At 71.3% G+C, this 15,811-nt stretch carries 10 protein-coding genes, 1 tRNA gene and 1 pseudogene; 4 read left to right on the top strand and 8 right to left on the bottom strand.

From position 1 onward, the window contains the following. Positions 1-394 precede the first annotated feature (394 nt). The 4 genes from VF665_RS09195 to VF665_RS09180 all read right to left on the bottom strand — a co-directional run bounded on the left by VF665_RS09195 (position 395) and on the right by VF665_RS09180 (position 4,250). Entirely contained in the window at positions 395-2,488 is a 2,094-nt protein-coding gene (locus VF665_RS09195) for a POTRA domain-containing protein (RefSeq protein WP_331053121.1), read from the bottom strand. Between the two features lie 145 nt (positions 2,489-2,633). Further along, positions 2,634-2,963 carry a hypothetical protein gene (locus VF665_RS09190; protein WP_331053120.1) on the bottom strand — a complete coding sequence of 110 codons (330 nt, stop codon included), beginning with the start codon at positions 2,961-2,963 and terminating at the stop codon, positions 2,634-2,636. Between the two features lie 4 nt (positions 2,964-2,967). Next, a complete protein-coding gene (locus VF665_RS09185) occupies positions 2,968-3,699 on the bottom strand; it encodes an alpha/beta hydrolase family protein (RefSeq protein ID WP_331053119.1) in 732 nt (243 codons plus the stop codon). A 380-nt stretch (positions 3,700-4,079) separates the two neighbouring features. Next, positions 4,080-4,250 (bottom strand): hypothetical protein, encoded by a 171-nt coding sequence (locus VF665_RS09180; RefSeq protein ID WP_331053118.1) that lies wholly within the window; start codon positions 4,248-4,250, stop codon positions 4,080-4,082. Between the two features lie 322 nt (positions 4,251-4,572). On the opposite strand from VF665_RS09180, the gene VF665_RS09175 reads away from it, so the two are divergent. Beyond that, a tRNA-Met gene (locus VF665_RS09175) sits at positions 4,573-4,646 on the top strand. Positions 4,647-4,722: 76 nt separating this feature from the next. Here VF665_RS09175 and VF665_RS09170 read toward each other — a convergent pair. After that, positions 4,723-5,196, bottom strand: coding sequence for a DUF2243 domain-containing protein (locus tag VF665_RS09170; RefSeq protein WP_331053117.1), 474 nt, complete (start codon positions 5,194-5,196; stop codon positions 4,723-4,725). Between the two features lie 62 nt (positions 5,197-5,258). After that, entirely contained in the window at positions 5,259-6,002 is a 744-nt protein-coding gene (gene map / locus VF665_RS09165; RefSeq protein ID WP_331053116.1) for a type I methionyl aminopeptidase, read from the bottom strand. Between the two features lie 168 nt (positions 6,003-6,170). Between map and VF665_RS09160 the strand changes: the two genes are divergently transcribed. Together VF665_RS09160 and VF665_RS09155 are read left to right on the top strand one after the other, a co-directional pair. Further along, complete coding sequence (locus VF665_RS09160) at positions 6,171-7,406, top strand: serine hydrolase domain-containing protein (RefSeq protein ID WP_331053115.1); 1,236 nt, start codon at positions 6,171-6,173, stop codon at positions 7,404-7,406. A 182-nt stretch (positions 7,407-7,588) separates the two neighbouring features. Continuing rightward, positions 7,589-8,218, top strand: coding sequence for a L,D-transpeptidase (locus VF665_RS09155; protein ID WP_331053114.1), 630 nt, complete (start codon positions 7,589-7,591; stop codon positions 8,216-8,218). 275 nt (positions 8,219-8,493) lie between these two features. Here the strand turns inward: VF665_RS09155 and glgX are convergent, their stop codons facing one another. Continuing rightward, positions 8,494-10,686, bottom strand: a complete 2,193-nt coding sequence (glgX, locus tag VF665_RS09150; protein ID WP_331053113.1) for a glycogen debranching protein GlgX — start codon at positions 10,684-10,686, stop codon at positions 8,494-8,496. A gap of 283 nt (positions 10,687-10,969) precedes the next feature. Then, positions 10,970-13,723 (bottom strand): PAS domain S-box protein, encoded by a 2,754-nt coding sequence (locus VF665_RS09145; RefSeq protein WP_331053112.1) that lies wholly within the window; start codon positions 13,721-13,723, stop codon positions 10,970-10,972. Positions 13,724-14,313: 590 nt separating this feature from the next. Here VF665_RS09145 and VF665_RS09140 point away from each other — a divergent pair. After that, positions 14,314-15,811: pseudogene (locus VF665_RS09140) on the top strand (class I SAM-dependent methyltransferase); the annotation flags it as partial.

Genomic DNA, 15,811 nt, shown 5'->3' with positions numbered 1-15,811 from the left:
CGTCCGTTCTCGCGGGCGTAGTAGATCCTTCGTCGGCGCCAGAGTGCCGTGCCGGTGCACGTGCCTCCGGCGCCTCCTCAGGATGACAAGTTCATGCGCGGCAACAGGTTGGGACGCACAAACGCTGTCATCCTGAGCGGAGCGCTGCACCGTACCTTCCGCCGCGCCAAACTGTGGCGCGGAGTCGAAGGATCTACTCTCCGCCGAGCCAACGTCGCGACATGCACGCCCGTTCTCGGGGGCATAGCAGATCCTTCGTCGGCGCCAGAGTACCATCCAGCGGCAAGTTGCCTCCGGCGCCTCCTCAGGATGACAAGTTCATGCCCGACAACAGGTTGGATACGCAAACTCACAATGGCAGGTTGAGGTGCTGCAGGAAGTTGGAATGCGATCCTCAGAACGGGAGGCCGGTGGAGATCTGGAAGGTGATGCGTCGGCGGAGGGCATCGAAGCCGGTCGCGCCGCGGGTGCGGTCGTAGCGCACGTCGCCCAGGTTGATGTACGCGCCGGAATCCTCGTCGCGCACCACGAGCGGCAGCGTGCGGGCGGGGCGCGTGTCCAACGCCGCGTCCAGCCGCAGCGGGCCGAACGGTAGCTGCGCCAGCACGCCGATCCCCGGCGACACCACCGTTTCCGTGCGCGGAAGGCTGGACCCGGCGGGGATGTCGGAATGCAGCATCCCCACATCCACGAACGCCGCCACCATCACCCGCCGCGATGCCCAGAGCCGGCCTTCCAGGTTGAGCTCCGCCATCGCGTCGCCGCCCACCGCGCGCACTCGCACGTCGCGCGGATCCACGTTGATGCCGTCGCAGCCGCCGGTGGCGAGCGTGCAGCCGTCCGGAAGCACGTCGCTGTCGGGAAGCAGCAGGACGCGCGGGCCGAGCAGGTTCTGCGGCACGCCCCGGACGCCGCGCGGGCCGCCGCCGTACAACCGCGCCTGCGCGGGCAGCCGGTCGCCGCCGCCGGCCAGCACGCCCAGCCGCGCGTGCGCCGCGATCTCCCCGCGCCCGCCGGCCCGCCGCGTCACCGCGCCGTCCAGCAGCGCGGTCGCAAAACGATATTCCGAGCCGGTGACGGCGTCCGCGCCCGCCAGGCTGCCGCGCAGCGAATACAGCCACACCGGCGCAACGCCCAGCGCGTCCGGCCCCGGCCACGCGAGGCCGACGCGGCGCGCCCGGCGCGGGTTCCACGTCGCGTTCACCTCCAGCGGCGCGAGCGTGAGGCGCCGGTCCAGAGCGTCCTCCGTGCACTCGCCCGCGACCGCGCAGAACACCGGCGCGGCCGGGCGGTTGTCCCCGCGCTCGGGCGAGTACGCCACGCCCACACGCAACCCGCCAGCGAGCGTGCGCGTGACCTCCGCGCGCGCCTGCACCCCCTCACGCACGTACGCGCCCGGCGCGGCTTCGCGCTGTACCGCGCCGCGCAGCAGCAGCCAGGTGTCCGGGCCCAGCGGCTCCTGCAAGGCCGTGCGCAGGTAGTAGTTGGGATCGGCAAAGTCGCCCGTTTCGCGCGTGCTGCACCCCGCGCCGCCCAGGACGCCGCGCCCCAGGTTGCTGCCACCCGCGCCGAGGGTGATGGTGCGCGGCCCGCCGAACGCGTACCGGCGGCTCACCAGCGCGTCGGCGCCCAGGCAGGTGCTGGACGAAACCGTCCCCAGGAAGTTGTAGGCGCCGATTGGCCCGGCCTGCGCCTCCACCAGCGTCTCGATCGCGGTGTCGCCCAGCGTGGAGGCGCGCGGAACGATCTGCACCGTGCGGATGATGGGGAGCGCGTACAGCCGTTCCAGCGTGCGGTCCAGCTTGGCGGGGTCGAATCGCTCGCCGGGTCGGAAGGCGAGCCGCGACCGCACGTCCCGCTCGCGCAGCGGGCGCGCGACGGAGACGGCCGTCTGCCCGAACACGGCGACAGGGCCGGGGATCACCTGCAGGGTCACGTCCACCTCGCGCGTGCCCTCCACGGGCGCGGCCTGCACCTCCACCTGCCCGAACGCGCGCCCGGTCCCGGTGAGCCGCCGCCCGATCCGCCGCCGCGCGGCCTCCACGTCCGCCGGCGCGTAGATGCCGCCGGCCCGCAGCGGCGCCGCATCCACCTCCGTGCCGAGCAGATCTTCCCCGCCGGTGACGCGAACCGTGCGGATGCGGACCGGCTCACCTTCCGTCACCCGAAACGTCACCGTCACCTCGTCGTTCCCGGAAGCCGCCACCTCCGCGACGGCGCGCGCGTCGGGATAGCCGCGCGCCGCGTACAGCGCGGCGATGCGCGCCTCATCCCGCCGCAGCGCCGCCGTGTCCAGCCGCACCGTCTCGCGCCCGGCGCCGGAGACCGCGCAAACCGGTGCCAGAAAGACGGATGCACACGACCCCCGCCGGGTGGCGATGCTGTCGCGCAGCACGCGCACGGGGATCACGCGCGCGCCCGTGAACCGTACCGCCCGCACGCGCGGCGCTTCCGCCGTCTGCGCCCGCGCCGGCACCGCGAGAATCATCAGCAGGAGTCCCACAAGCGCGGTGGAGCGCATCGTTCTCGTGCTCGGAGGATGACAAGCGCCGCTGCCGCCTCGATTCCCTCGGCGGCAGCGGGCGACAGGTACGGATGACGACGGCGCCGCGAACATCCGCGCGGCGGAGGGATCAGAGTTGGCGCGCGCGGGCGGATTCGTCCGTCCACCTGGCCTTGCGGAAGGCGACCGGGCGCGCGCCGGCCTCCTGCAGCAGCGCCAGCGCTTCTTCCGTAAACACCGTGCCGACCGCAAGGATGCCGTCCGCAGAGGGCATCTTCAACCGCCGCAGCGACTTGCGGACGGGCGGCGACGGAACCACGTCGCGCGGCGAGTGGGCGAACAGGAGCAGCGACCACGTTCCCTCGCCGCCCGTGGCCGCCTGCACCGCGTCGCGGTAGGCGGGCGGAACCATGTGCGCCAGCTTGGCCGCCGGGACCGCCGGGCGGATCGTCACCTTCATCTTATCACTCGGAAGGGGTCGTGTGCGCGGGGCGGAGCACGTACCTCTCCAGCCACCGCGGCATCTCATCCATCACTACCGCCCACTGGTCGCCGTCCATCAGGTGCGGCGCGCCGGGGATCTCCACGTAGCGGTGCACGGATCGCGGGTTCTGTTCGTCCAGTCGCCGGTGCAGCGCGCGGGCGCCGTCCGGCGGAACGTTCTCGTCGCGCTCGCCGGTGATGGAAAGCAGCGCGGTGCGGCAGAAGGCGTCCAGGTGCTGGTGCGGGCTGTCCCCCTCCGGCCACTCCGGCGAACCGAGGATGGAGACGGCGGCGCGGAGGGCGACCGGCTCCAGCAGCGCGCGGTAGACCAGGTATCCGCCCATGGACACGCCGACGAGCGCCACGCGGTCCGGATCGGCGATCCCCTCATCCGCCAGCGCGCGCACCAGCCCCGGGATCTCCGCCGCAGTCTGCGCGGCGAGCCGCGTCATGGTCCGCAGCGCCTGCTCGTGCGGCTGGTCGATGCGTTCCTGCAGGTCCGGAAGCCGCCGCCGCCCGTGCCCCGCCGCGTCCACGCCCACGGCCAGGAACCCGGCCTCGGCGATGCGCCGCAGTTCCGGCCGGTGCACCTCGCTGTCCACGCCGAACCCGTGGAACCAGAACACCGTCGGCCACGGCGCGCCGTTGCTGTCGGGAAACGCGAGCAGCAGCGGCACGCCATCCACCGTGCGGGACTCGAATCGGATCGCCACGTCGTCAGTCCTGCCGGTCAGATGGAATCGGGATGGTGCCAGGGTGGGCGGCGGGCTTCACGGCGGCCCCCACCCGGGCTCGCATTACTCGCCCACCCTCCCCCAAAACAGACTGGGGGAGGGTTGGTCCGGGCGACAAGCTCTCGAGCGTGTACCCGGTGCTCCCTTCCCCCAGGGTTGTTTTGGGGGAAGGGCTGGGGATGGGGGCCCCTCTCCGCCGCGCCAAACCCTCCGACCTGCTCCAAACTGCAGTTGCCGTGTGCCCCCTCTCCCACATCTGTTCGTGGGAGAGGGTCGTCGTGCGCAGCACGCGGGGTGAGGGCCGCGGCCGGGTTAGGTCCCGCGGCCCGGGGCCGCGCCAGCCGTCGCTGCCGCATGCGCTACGCGTCGCGGGACCGGTCCTGCGACGGGCGTGTGGCGTCCGGCGCTGCGCGCAGCGGTGGCCGGGCGGCGGGCGCGCAGTCGATCTTGCGGTCGTAGCGGCGGCGCTCCGTGTGCGCGTCGGCGGGGCGGGCGCCGGGGTCGTTCTGCGGTTCGCGGGAGACCGGCATGAGACTTCGGGGTGCTGGCGGGCGTCGTCGCCCGCACGCGGACCACAAGGGGCACGCACCATGCCCGCCATGGCGCAGCAAGTTCATCCCGTGCACATCCCGCGGCGCCGTAACCCACGGGTTGACAGATGGTTATGGGTGGTATACATTCTGTGCGTCGACATGGCAGAGAGTTTCTCTGTTTGAGCCGATATCATTGAAGCCGGGGGCTGATCCTCGCGTGGACGCGGAGCTCGAGAGTGCATCGCGGAAGCAGCGGGGGATGTCACCCAACGATACTCGCGTATCAGGCTTCAAACACCGCTCTCTGACATGTCCTGGCCGCGGGGTGGAGCAGCCTGGTAGCTCGTCGGGCTCATAACCCGAAGGTCGCGGGTTCGAATCCCGCCCCCGCTATTTGAACGCACGGCCCCGTACCGGATCTCCGGTGCGGGGCCGTGCTGTTTTCTTCCCTCCTCGGACGATCCTCCGTCTATCCCCTGCCGGAGTCCGAACGCGCCAGCGCCCAGCCGGCGAGCAGAAATCCCACGCCCCCGATCAGCAGAAACAGCCAGTCCAGCGCGGGCACGTGCACCGGAACGTCGCGCACGTGGTGCAGCTTCAGCAGGTGGTGGTCAATGATCCCCTCCACCAGGTTGAACGCGCCCCACCCCGCCAGCATCCACCCCAGCCCCGTCCGCAGCGGCGGCAGCGGCTCCCCGGACCGCCCGGCGCTCCACAGCGCCAGCACGCCGGCGAGCGTGATGAACCACACGCCGGCGTGAAACCAGCCGTCCGCCGTCATGTTGGTGCGCATGGCGTCCATGCCGTGCGGCGGAACGCGCGCGGAAAGCATGTTGTGCCACTGCGCGATCTGGTGCAGCGCGATCCCGTCCACGAACCCGCCCATCCCCACGCCGATCAGCACCGCCGCCCGGCGCGCCCGTCCCCGCGTCGTCCCCCGCATTCGCCTCCTCCCGTTCGGCCCGTGGCGGGAGAGGGCAGGGGACGTGCCCCGGTGGATTCAGGTCACGCTGCCGTGAGCAGCAGCGGCTTTCCCCTGGTGACCACCAGCGTGTGCTCAAAGTGCGCGCTGATGCTGCCATCCGCCGTGCTGATGGTCCACCCGTCGCCGGTTTCGCGCGTGCGGCGGGTGGAGGCGGCGATCACCGGCTCCAGCGCGATCACCAGCCCGTTGGTCAGCAGGCGGTGGTTGCCCGCCAGGCCGTGGTTGATGACGCTGGGCTCCTCGTGAATGGCGCGGCCGATGCCGTGGCCGCACAGCTCGCGCAGCACGCGAAAGCCGCGGCGCTCCACCTCCTTTTCCACCGCCGCGCCCACGGCGGAAAGCCGCCCGCCGGCCCGCGCCGCGTGCGCCCCGGCGTGAAAGGCGGCTTCGGCGGCCACCATCAGCCGCCGCGCCACGTCCGACACCGGGGGTACGCCGACGGTAATGGCGGCGTCCGCGTAGTATCCGTCCAGCTCCACCGTGGCGTCCAGCGTGACCACGTCACCCTTTTCCAGACGCCGCGGGCCCGGAATGCCGTGCACGGCCTCGTCGTTCACGCTGATGCAGGTGCTGCCGGGAAACCCGTAGATCATCCGCGGGGCCGGCCGCGCGCCGTGCTCCGCCATCACCCGGGCCGCCACGTCGTCCAGCTCCAGCGTGGTGATCCCTTCGCGCACCGCCTCGCGCATGGCGCGCAGCACGAGCGCGACCACGTGGCCGGCGCGCCGCAGACCTTCCAGTTCCGTTTCCGTTTCGATCGACATCCGCCGCTCTCCGTTGGGCGTGTTGGGGGTGGATGAAAGGTGGCGGCGCGGGGCGGATCGCGAAATCCCCCGCGCATCCCGCCCCGCTCACCCCGCACCGCGGCAAGCTCCCTGCATTTCCCTCGCGCAATGACGGAGGATCGCGACGGGACACACCGGGGAGGGGCCGTGAAGCGTCCGGGGCGGGTGGGGCGGGTGGATGCAATGCTGGCGGGCGGCGCGGTGCTGGGGCTGGCGCTGGGGCTGGCGACGGCGGCCGGGCAGCGGCGCCCGGCGGGCCCGCCCCAGCCCATGCCGGCGGGCGCGGTGGAGCGCTTTCTGACCCCCGCTGCCGTCCCCATCCCCGCCGCGTCCCTGGCCAGGGCGGAATCGCTGATCGCGCGCAACGTGCGGGGCAACGCCTTTCCCGGCGCCACCTTCGCCGCGGGGAACCGGGAGCTGGTGCAGTCCGTCCAGGCGTGGGGGCGTACCACGTGGGGCGACAGCGCGCGCGCCGTGAGCGCCGACAGCACCCGCTACGACCTGGCGTCGCTCACCAAGGTGGTCGCCACGACGGCGGCGGTCATGGCGCTGGTGGAAGACCGCAAGCTGAACCTGGACGATCCCGTGCGCGAGTACCTGCCCGAGTTCAGCGGCGGGGCCAAGAACCGCGTCACCATCCGCCACCTGCTCACGCACACCGCCGGGCTGCGCGCGGGCGCGGTGGACATCGCCAGCGACAATCCCGCGGCGGTGCGGCGCTACCTCATCACCCGCCCGCTGCTGGCGGAGCCGGGGGAGCAGGTGCTGTACTCCGACATCGGGTTCGCCATCCTGTGGGCCGCGGCGGAGCGCGCGGCGGGGGAGCCGCTGCGGCGCTACCTCAAGTGGCGTGTCTGGGGTCCGCTGGGAATGAACTCCACCGACGTCGGCGTGCCGTCGCCCTGCGCGGACTGCGCGCCGACGCTGTACCTGGACAAGGAAGACGAGCCGTACACCGGCGGGTCGTACGACGAAGTGGGGCGGCGGCTGAACGGGTACGGCGGCAACGCGGGCGCCTTCAGCACGGCGCGGGACCTGTCGCGCTTTGCGGCCATGATCGCCAACGAGGGGCGCCTGGGCGACATCCGCGTCTTTCAGCGGCGCACGGTGCGCGGCTTTTCGCGCCCGCAGCCCGGGGCGGGAACGCGCGCGCTGGGGTGGGAGGTGTACTGCCGCGAGGGTGTCGTGCCGGACTCCAAGGGGTGCACGCAGATCCTGGCGATGGGCCACACCGGGGTGACGGGCACCTGCCTGTGGATCGACCCCGCGTCGCGCACCTGGTTCGTGCTGCTGACCAACAAGACGTACCTGCCCAGGGAAGACGTGGACATGCAGATGCTGCGGCGCCGCGTCTTTCGCGCGCTCGCCCCGCCCGTGGAGTGAATCTGCACCCGTTGCAGAAGCGGATGGCGGATGGCAGATTGTTGTCCCCGGCGCGCGTGCGGCCGGGCGCGGTGACGGGCTGCGATGCACGCTCGTCAGCCCCGCGGCGGGCCGGTCCCTGGCACGATCCTGGCTCATCGGGGAACAGGTGATGTAGGGCCAACTCAAAGCGAAGCAAGGCGATGCGGATCTCGTACAAGAGCGGATGGATGGTGATGGCGGCGGCGCTGGCGATGGCTCCGGCCGCCGCGAACGCGCAGGCGGCGCGCGACTCGGGGCTCATCGTGTCGTCGGTGGAGCAGGCGGTGCGCCAGCCCGCGGCGCGGATCGAGAACTTCGCGCTCACGGTGGACGTGTCGGACCGCGCGCTGTACGTCATGAGCGGCGAGCGGGTGGTGCGGCGCTTTCCCGTGTCGGTGGGCGAGGACAACTGGCCCACGCCCACGGGGTCGTTCCGCATCCGCCACATGATCTGGAACCCCAGCTGGACGCCGCCGCCCAGCAGCTGGGCGCGCGGCAAGAAGCGCGAGGAGCCGGGCTCTCCGGGCAACCCCATGGGCCGGGTAAAGATGTTCTTTCAGGAGCCGGACTACTACATCCACGGCAGCGGCGCCATCAGTTCGCTGGGCAACGCGCGGTCGCACGGGTGCATCCGCATGCGCAACGAGGACGCGGTGGAGCTTGCGCGGCTGGTGATGATCAACGGCGGCGATCCGCGCAATCCCGAGTGGTTCCAGCAGACCATCGCGAACCGGACGACGTCGCGAGACGTGGTGCTGCCGAGGCCGGTGCCGGTGCGGATCCGGGCTTGACGGGCAGGGACTAGGGAATAGGGAATAGGGAATAGGACAGCGGGGGCCGGCGATCAGCACGATCGGCGGCCCTTTCTGCGTCCTCGGAGTTTACGGGAAAACCGCGTCTCTCACGGAGGACACGGAGGTTTCACGGAGGTCACGGTACGGCAACATCATTCTTGCGAGAGGCGGAAGACAGGGAGAGGAAAACGGGAGGGAGAAGATGAACCGGATCATCTTCTCCCTCCGTCGTTTCTGGCTTTCTTCGCGCCTTTGCGGGATGCCCTTTCCGTTCAGGCCTCGAGCGCGGCGGCTTCGGATTCTTCGTCGCTGTGGGCGCCCGCGGGGCCGCCGTCGGGGGCCACGCGGCGCAGAACGCGGAGCGAGCGGCCGGGAAGCTCGAGGGTGGTGCCCTCGTCCAGCATTTCGTCCGGCTGCTCCGCGGCGGCGTGCGCGGTGTCGATCACCGACTCCCACCGGGCATCCAGCGGCGTCGTGGGCAGCACGAACTCCGCGGGCTCCGGCGCGCCGTTGAACAGGAGCAGAAACGTGTCGTCGTACACGCGCTCGCCCTGGTCGTCCCACTCCATCATGGCGTCGCCGCCCAGCATCATCCCGAAGGCACGCTCCAGCGGCGCATTCCAGTCGTCGTCATCCATCTCCTGCCCGTCCGGGCGCAGCCACGACACGTCCTCCAGCTCCGAGCCGCGGATCTTCTGCCCCTGAAAGAACCTGCGGCGGCGAAAGATGGGGTGCTCGCGCCGCAGCGCCGCCACCCGCCGCGTAAACTCCAGCAGGTCGCGCCGGGGCTCGTCCAGCTCCCAGTCCAGCCACGAGATCTCGTTGTCCTGGCAGTACGCGTTGTTGTTGCCCCCCTGCGTGCGCCCGATCTCGTCGCCCCCGCAGATCATGGGCACGCCCTGCGACAGCAGCAGCATGGCGATGAAGTTTCGCTTCTGCTTTTCGCGCTGCGCCACGATGGCGGGGTCGTCGGTGGGCCCCTCCACCCCGAAGTTCAGGCTCAGGTTGTGGTCGTGGCCGTCGCGGTTGTTTTCGCCGTTGGCCTCGTTGTGCTTGTTCTCGTACGCCGCCATGTCGTGCAGCGTAAAACCGTCGTGCGCGGTGACGAAGTTGATGCTGGCGTACGCGTGCCGCCCGTCGTCGCCGTACAGGTCGCTGCTCCCCGTGAGGCGGTACGCGAGCTCCGCCACCGTGGAGGGCTGGCCGCGCCAGTACGCGCGGACCGCGTCGCGGTACTTGCCGTTCCACTCCGTCCACAGCACGGGAAAGTTGCCCACCTGGTAGCCGCCCTCGCCAATGTCCCACGGCTCGGCGATCAGCTTGACCTCGCTGAGCACCGGGTCCTGGTGAATCACGTCAAAGAACGACGACAGGCGGTCCACCGCGTGCTCCTCGCGCGCCAGCGTGCTCGCCAGGTCAAAGCGGAAGCCGTCCACGTGCATCTCCTGCACCCACCAGCGCAGGGAGTCGTTCACCAGCTTGATGACCTGCGGATGGCGGGCGTTGAGCGAGTTGCCCGTCCCCGTGTAGTCCATGTAGAACCGCTTGTCCGGCATGAGCCGGTAGTAGGCCTCGTTGTCGATCCCCTTGAACGACAGCGTGGGCCCCAGGTGGTTCCCCTCCGCCGTGTGGTTGTACACCACGTCCAGAATGATCTCGATCCCGGCGCGGTGCATGGCCTTTACCATGTCGCGGAACTCGCGCACCTGCCCGCCGCGGTCGCCGCTGCCGCTGTAGCGCGCGTCCGGGGCAAAGAAGTTGAGCGTGTTGTATCCCCAGTAGTTGGTGAGGCCCTTGTCCTTGAGGTAGCTGTCGTCCACGAAGTCGTGCACGGGCAGCAGCTCCAGCGCGGTCACGCCCAGGTCGCGCAGGTGCTGGATGATGGACGGATGCGCCAGCCCCGCGTACGTGCCGCGCAGCTCCCGGGGCACGTCCGGATGGCGCATCGTGAGCCCTTTCACGTGCGCTTCGTAGATGACGGTGCGGTGCCACGGCGTGCGCAGCGGGCGGTCGCCCTCCCAGTCGTACGCGGGGTCGATCACCACGCCCTTGGGCATGCCCGGGGCGCTGTCGCGGTCGTCGCGGGCCAGGTCGCCCTCTTCCGCGCCCAGCGTGTAGGCAAAAACGGGATGGTCCCAGTTCACCTTGCCGGCGACGGCCTTGGCATACGGGTCCAGGACGAGTTTGGTCGCGTTGAGCCGCTTGCCCTGCGACGGATTGTATTCGCCGTCAACCCGGAATCCGTACAGCTGGCCGGGCTTGAGGCCGGGAACGTATCCGTGCCACACGTGCGCGGTCACTTCGCGCAGGCGCACGCGCGCGGTCTCGTGCGTGGGGTCGTCGCTGTCGTACAGGCAGACTTCCACGCCCGTGGCGGTTTCGCTGAACAGGGCGAAGTTGACGCCTTCACCGTCCCACGTCGCGCCCAGCGGCGAGCGCCCTCCGGGCAGAACCCTGATCTCCACGTGCCTCGATGGTTCGTTGGGGGATGCCGAAATCCTGCTTCGCGCGCGAGGATGGCAAGGGCAGTGCCCGGCCACCCGCATCCCGTCGATCGGGGGAGGGACGGCCCGGCCGGGAGGGATGGGATCGGCAGCGGCGGGAGGCCGGGTGAGCGACGGAAGCCGCCGCCACAACGACGAAAGTCCCCCGGGCGGACGGGGGGACTTCACCTGCCCGGAGGTTGAAGTGCCGGTGCGGTTCTGTCGGAGGGAGACATCCGTTCGCGGAGGGCGTGCGGCGCCGGCCTCATCGCCCGCACGTGCGCAGCCTCACAGCCCGATCGTGAGCGTTCCAGCGGTTGCCGCGGCCACTTCGGTCGCCCGTCTCGCCCATCGACGGAAGGTGGAGCGTGAAGGTGCTGCCCTCGCCCGGCACACTGGTGGCGGAAAGCTCACCGCCCATGGACCGGGCCAGCTCACGGCTGATGGCCAACCCCAGCCCCGTACCGTCCGCCGTGCGCGTGAGGTCCGCGTCCACCTGCACAAAGGGCTCAAAGATCCGCTCGATCATCTCCGGCGGCACCCCCCGCCCCGTGTCGCGCACGTGCACGCGCACCACGCCCTCCGCCGCCTCCGAATCCACCGACACCGATCCCCCCGCGTCCGTGAATTTGACGGCGTTGGAGAGCAGGTTCAGCAGAATCTGCCGCACGCGGTCCGCGTCGGCCCGCACGCGGGTGCCCGCGTCGCGGCCGCGGGCGTAGCGAATTCCCTTGGCCTCCGCCTGCGGGGCAATGAGCGCCTCCACGTCGCCCAGCGCGTCGCAGAGCAGGAACCCGGTAGGGTTCAGCTCCACGCGCCCGGCCTCGATGCGCGCGAAGTCCAGCACGTCGTTGATGAGCCCGCGCAGGTGCCGCTGCGCCCGCTGAATGCGCACCAGGAAGTCGCGCTGCCGGTCGTTCACCGGCCCCTGGATTTCCATCTCCAGCAGGTCCGTGTAGCCGCCGATGGCGTTCAGAGGGGTCCGCAGCTCGTGGCTCATCGTCGCCAGGAAGCGGCTCTTGGCCTCGTTGGCGGCCTCCGCCTGCGCCCGCGCCGCCACGGCCTCGCGCAGCAGCCGCTCGCGCTCCGCCTGGGCCCGCTTGCGCTCGGTGACGTCCACCACCACGGCCACGCCCTCGTCGCGGCGGTGCTCGTAGGTGGCCACGTGCATCTGGATGTCCACCCGGCCCCCGTCCCGGCGCAGGTACACCTTCTCGAACGGATCCGTGCGCCCCGTTTCCACCAGCTCGCGGAGGATGGCGGCATCCTGCGCGGCGTATTCCGGCGGCGTCATGGCGCGCCAGTCCACGCGCCCGGCCTCCAGGTCGGCGCGCGTGTACCCCAGCATCTCCAGGAACGCGTCGTTCGCGTTGGTGATGCCGCCCTCCAGCGTCCAGAAGAGCACGCCCACCACGCCGGCCTCCAGCACGCGCTGAAAGCGGAACTCCGCCTCGCGCTGGGCCTGGCGCGCGCGCACGCGGTCCGTGACGTCCATGGCGATCCCCGCCATCCGCACGCCGGCGCCGGCCCGCTCCTCCATCACCCGGCCGATGGCCACGGCCCAGCGAAAGGGCTGGTCGCCGTCCGTGCGTGTGGTGAAGCGGAACTCCACGTTCAGCTCGCCGCTGGCGCGCGAGGCGTCGAAGGCCGCGGCCACACGGTCGCGGTCCTCCGGGTGCACGCACGCCATCCACGCCTCGTACGAGGGCGCCACCGCCTCGGGGTCCAGCCCGTAGAGCGCGTAGTATTCGGGCGACCAGAAGACGGTGCCGCCCTCCAGGTCCACGTCCCACACGCCGGCGCGGGCGGCCTCCTGCGCCAGCCGCAGCCGCGCCTCGGACCGGGCCAGCGCCTCGATGCGCACGCGCTTTTCCGTGATGTCGCGAAAGAACACGCCCAGGCCGTCCTGCGTGGGGAACGCGCGCAGGTCGTACGAGCGCCCGGTCACGGAGCTCTGGTACTCCACGGCGCGGGGCGCGCCGTCGTCCCGGGCTCCCCGGTACGCCGCCTCGATCTCCGTTCCCGCGATGTACGGCCAGACCGCCCAGAGCTCGCGCCCCACCACGTCCGCGGGCGCCACCGACAGCATCTCGGCCGCCCGGCGGTTCACGTGCGTCAGGCGCCACTCCGCGTCCAGACCCAGAAAGCCGTCGCTCGTGCTGTCCAGGATGTCGTCCACGCGCCGGCGGGCGTCCTCGGCGGCGGCGGTCTGCGCCTCCAGCCGCGCGTTGCTTTCGGTGAGCTCGTCGTTCGCCATCTCCAGCTCGGCGGCCTGCTCCTGCAGCTGCGCCGCCTGTGATTCCAGCTCGGCCGCGGTGCTCTGCAGTTCGGCCGCCTGGTTCTCCAGCTCTTCCTGGTGCTGCACCAGCCGCGCGTTCGTCTCCCGCAGCTCGGCGTCGCGGCCGGCGGCGGAAAGCGTCTGCCCCCGGAGCGTGTGCGCCCAGTACGAGGCCACCCCCACCTGCACCAGCGCGATGCCGAAGTGCATCGTCATCTTGAGCAGGGTGACGTGGCCCTCGAAGTAGTTCATTCCGCCGGGGTGCATCCCCTCGTTGTGCCACACGGCGAACACGGTGTGCTGCCCGATGATGGCCAGCACGCCGGGCCACAGGGCCTTCCAGTCCTGGTACACGACCATCATGGTGACGGCCGTGAAGAACCAGAAGTGCATTTCCGCCATCCCCTGCATCTGGTAGATGTGCAGGGCGCAGAACCCCTGGAGCACGAGCCCGGCGGTGACGCGGGTCAGCGCCGTGCGGGGCGCCAGCCAGGCGCAGACGAAGAAGACGAGCGCCATTCCGCCGCCCAGCGCCACCGCGGAATCCCACGTGCGGTGCACGGGAGCCAGCAGAAGGGCCACGAGCGTGTGGAACGCCACAAAGGAGCGCATCCAGCGGTCGCCGCGCGCGTACACGGCCTGCAGGGCGCTGCCGGGGTCGATGGGGTGCGGGGCCCGGAACAGCGCGGGAGCCTCGATGCGGGACGGCGCGGCGGTCGCGGGCGATGCCAGGGTGGTCATGCGGGCGTCGGGTACGAGCCGGGGGATCGCGCCGTCCTGCAGTGCATGCGCGTGCAGGGCGGGGATGGCAGGGGACGGCGGGAAACAGATCACGCCGGGTGCACCATTCTGCAAAGCTTGCATCGCGGCCGCATCCCGGCAAGGGCGGCGGCGTCCGCGTGCGCTTCGGAGAATGCCGAGCGCGCGAAGAACACCCCATCTCGCACGGAGCCGGCGGGGCGCATGGCCCGTTCGCCCGCGCCAACGCCGACGGTCCGCGGGCTCCGGGACCCGGGCCCGCCGCTCCGTCCGTCGGACCGGGGCCTCGAGCGGTTGTGCCCGGCCCCGGGCTGAGCGAGTGAAGTCGCCGCGACAACAGCGGAAAGATCCCCGGACAGCGGGGGACTTCACCTGCACGAGGCGGCGGCGATCGAGCGCAGGTCTCCCCTCTCCGTGCGGCAGTTTGCACGGGGCGGGGCCGGGGGAGGGGCCCCGAGCCGGAGGAACGCACGACCACGGCGAGCGCAGGGCGGCGCCTTGACGGGCCACGGCGCGCGGGCGAAGATCACCGCTTCACCCCACCGACCCTCCCCACGCGCAACGGTACGCCCGTGAGCACGCAGCAGCAGCCCCCGCCGGCGGCCGGACGCTTCTCCATCATGCCGCCTCCCCCGCCGCCCGTTCCGCCGGGGGTGCGGGCCCGGTCCATGGCGGTCGTGGCGACGTTCACGGGCTCCGTCTTCCTCAGCGCGTTCCTGCTGTTCCTGATCCAGCCGATGTTCGGCAAGATGGTGCTTCCCCTGCTCGGCGGCTCGCCGGCGGTGTGGAACACCTGCATGCTCTTTTTTCAGGCCGCGCTGCTGGGCGGCTACGGGTACGCGCACCTCACGACGCGCCACCTGAGCGCGCGCAACCAGGCCGTGCTGCACCTGGGGCTGCTCGCCTGCACGCTGCTCCTTCTTCCGATTACGGTCGCCGGGCGCGCGCCGCAGGGCGGGGCCGCCCCCATCCCCTGGCTGCTGGGCACCATGCTGGTGACGGTGGGGCCGCCCTTCTTCGTGCTGGCGGGCACGGGGCCCATGCTGCAGCGCTGGTTTGCGCACAGCGGCCACAGGCACGCGGCGGACCCGTACCCGCTGTACGCCGCCAGCAACCTGGGCAGCATGATCTCGCTCCTGGCCTACCCCGCGGTCATGGAACCGCGGATGCGGCTGGCGGGGCAGAGCGAGACGTGGGGATGGGGCTTCGGGCTGCTGATGCTGGGGATCGCGGGGTGCACCGCGTGGATCTGGCGCACGGGGCGCGCGCCCGCCGCCGCGGCGGCGGAATCCGCTCCGCCCGCCGCGGCCGCGGGGGTGCCCGTGACGGCGCGCGAACGGGCCATCTGGGTGTTCCTGGCCTTCGTTCCGTCCACCTACCTGTTAGGGCTTACGACGTACATCACCACGGACCTGAGCCCCGTTCCGCTGCTCTGGATCCTTCCGCTCGCACTGTACCTGCTCACGTTCACGCTCGCGTTCGCGCGGCGGCCGTTCTTTCCGCACGCCTACATGGTCGCCATTCAGCCGGCGGTCGTGGGCGTCGTGGTGCTGATGCTGCTGAGCGGCTTTGTGGAAGACGCGATCGGGGCCATTCCGCTGCACCTTGCCGGGCTGTTCATCACGGCGCTGGTGTGCCACGGCGAACTGGCGCGGCGGCGGCCGCCGGTGAGCCACCTGACCGAGTTCTACCTGTGGATCAGCGTGGGCGGCGTGCTGGGCGGCGTGTTCAACGTGCTGGTGGCGCCCGTCATCTTCAACAACGTGTACGAGTACTCGCTGGCGCTGGCCCTGGCCTGCCTGGCGCGCCCCTGGCCGGAGGCGCTGGGGTGGCGCCGCCACCTGTGGGCCGGGCTGCGCGCGGCGGGCTTTGCGGCGGCGCTGCTGTACCTGGCGTCCAGCAAGAACGACGTCGCGCCGACGCTCTTCGTGGTGATCGCGCTTGCGCTGGTGGCGCTGATCACCACGGGGCTGGGCAAGACGCCGGTGTGGCTGGCGGCGTGCCTGGGCGCGGTGATGCTGTACAGCACCTCCAAGCAGATCCGCGAGCCGGGGGTGCTGCTGGCGGAGC

It is taken from the genome of Longimicrobium sp. (genome assembly GCF_036387355.1).
Classification (GTDB): domain Bacteria; phylum Gemmatimonadota; class Gemmatimonadetes; order Longimicrobiales; family Longimicrobiaceae; genus Longimicrobium.
Note: the sequence above shows the minus strand (reverse complement) of the source record. Positions and strands in the feature narration are given on the sequence as shown.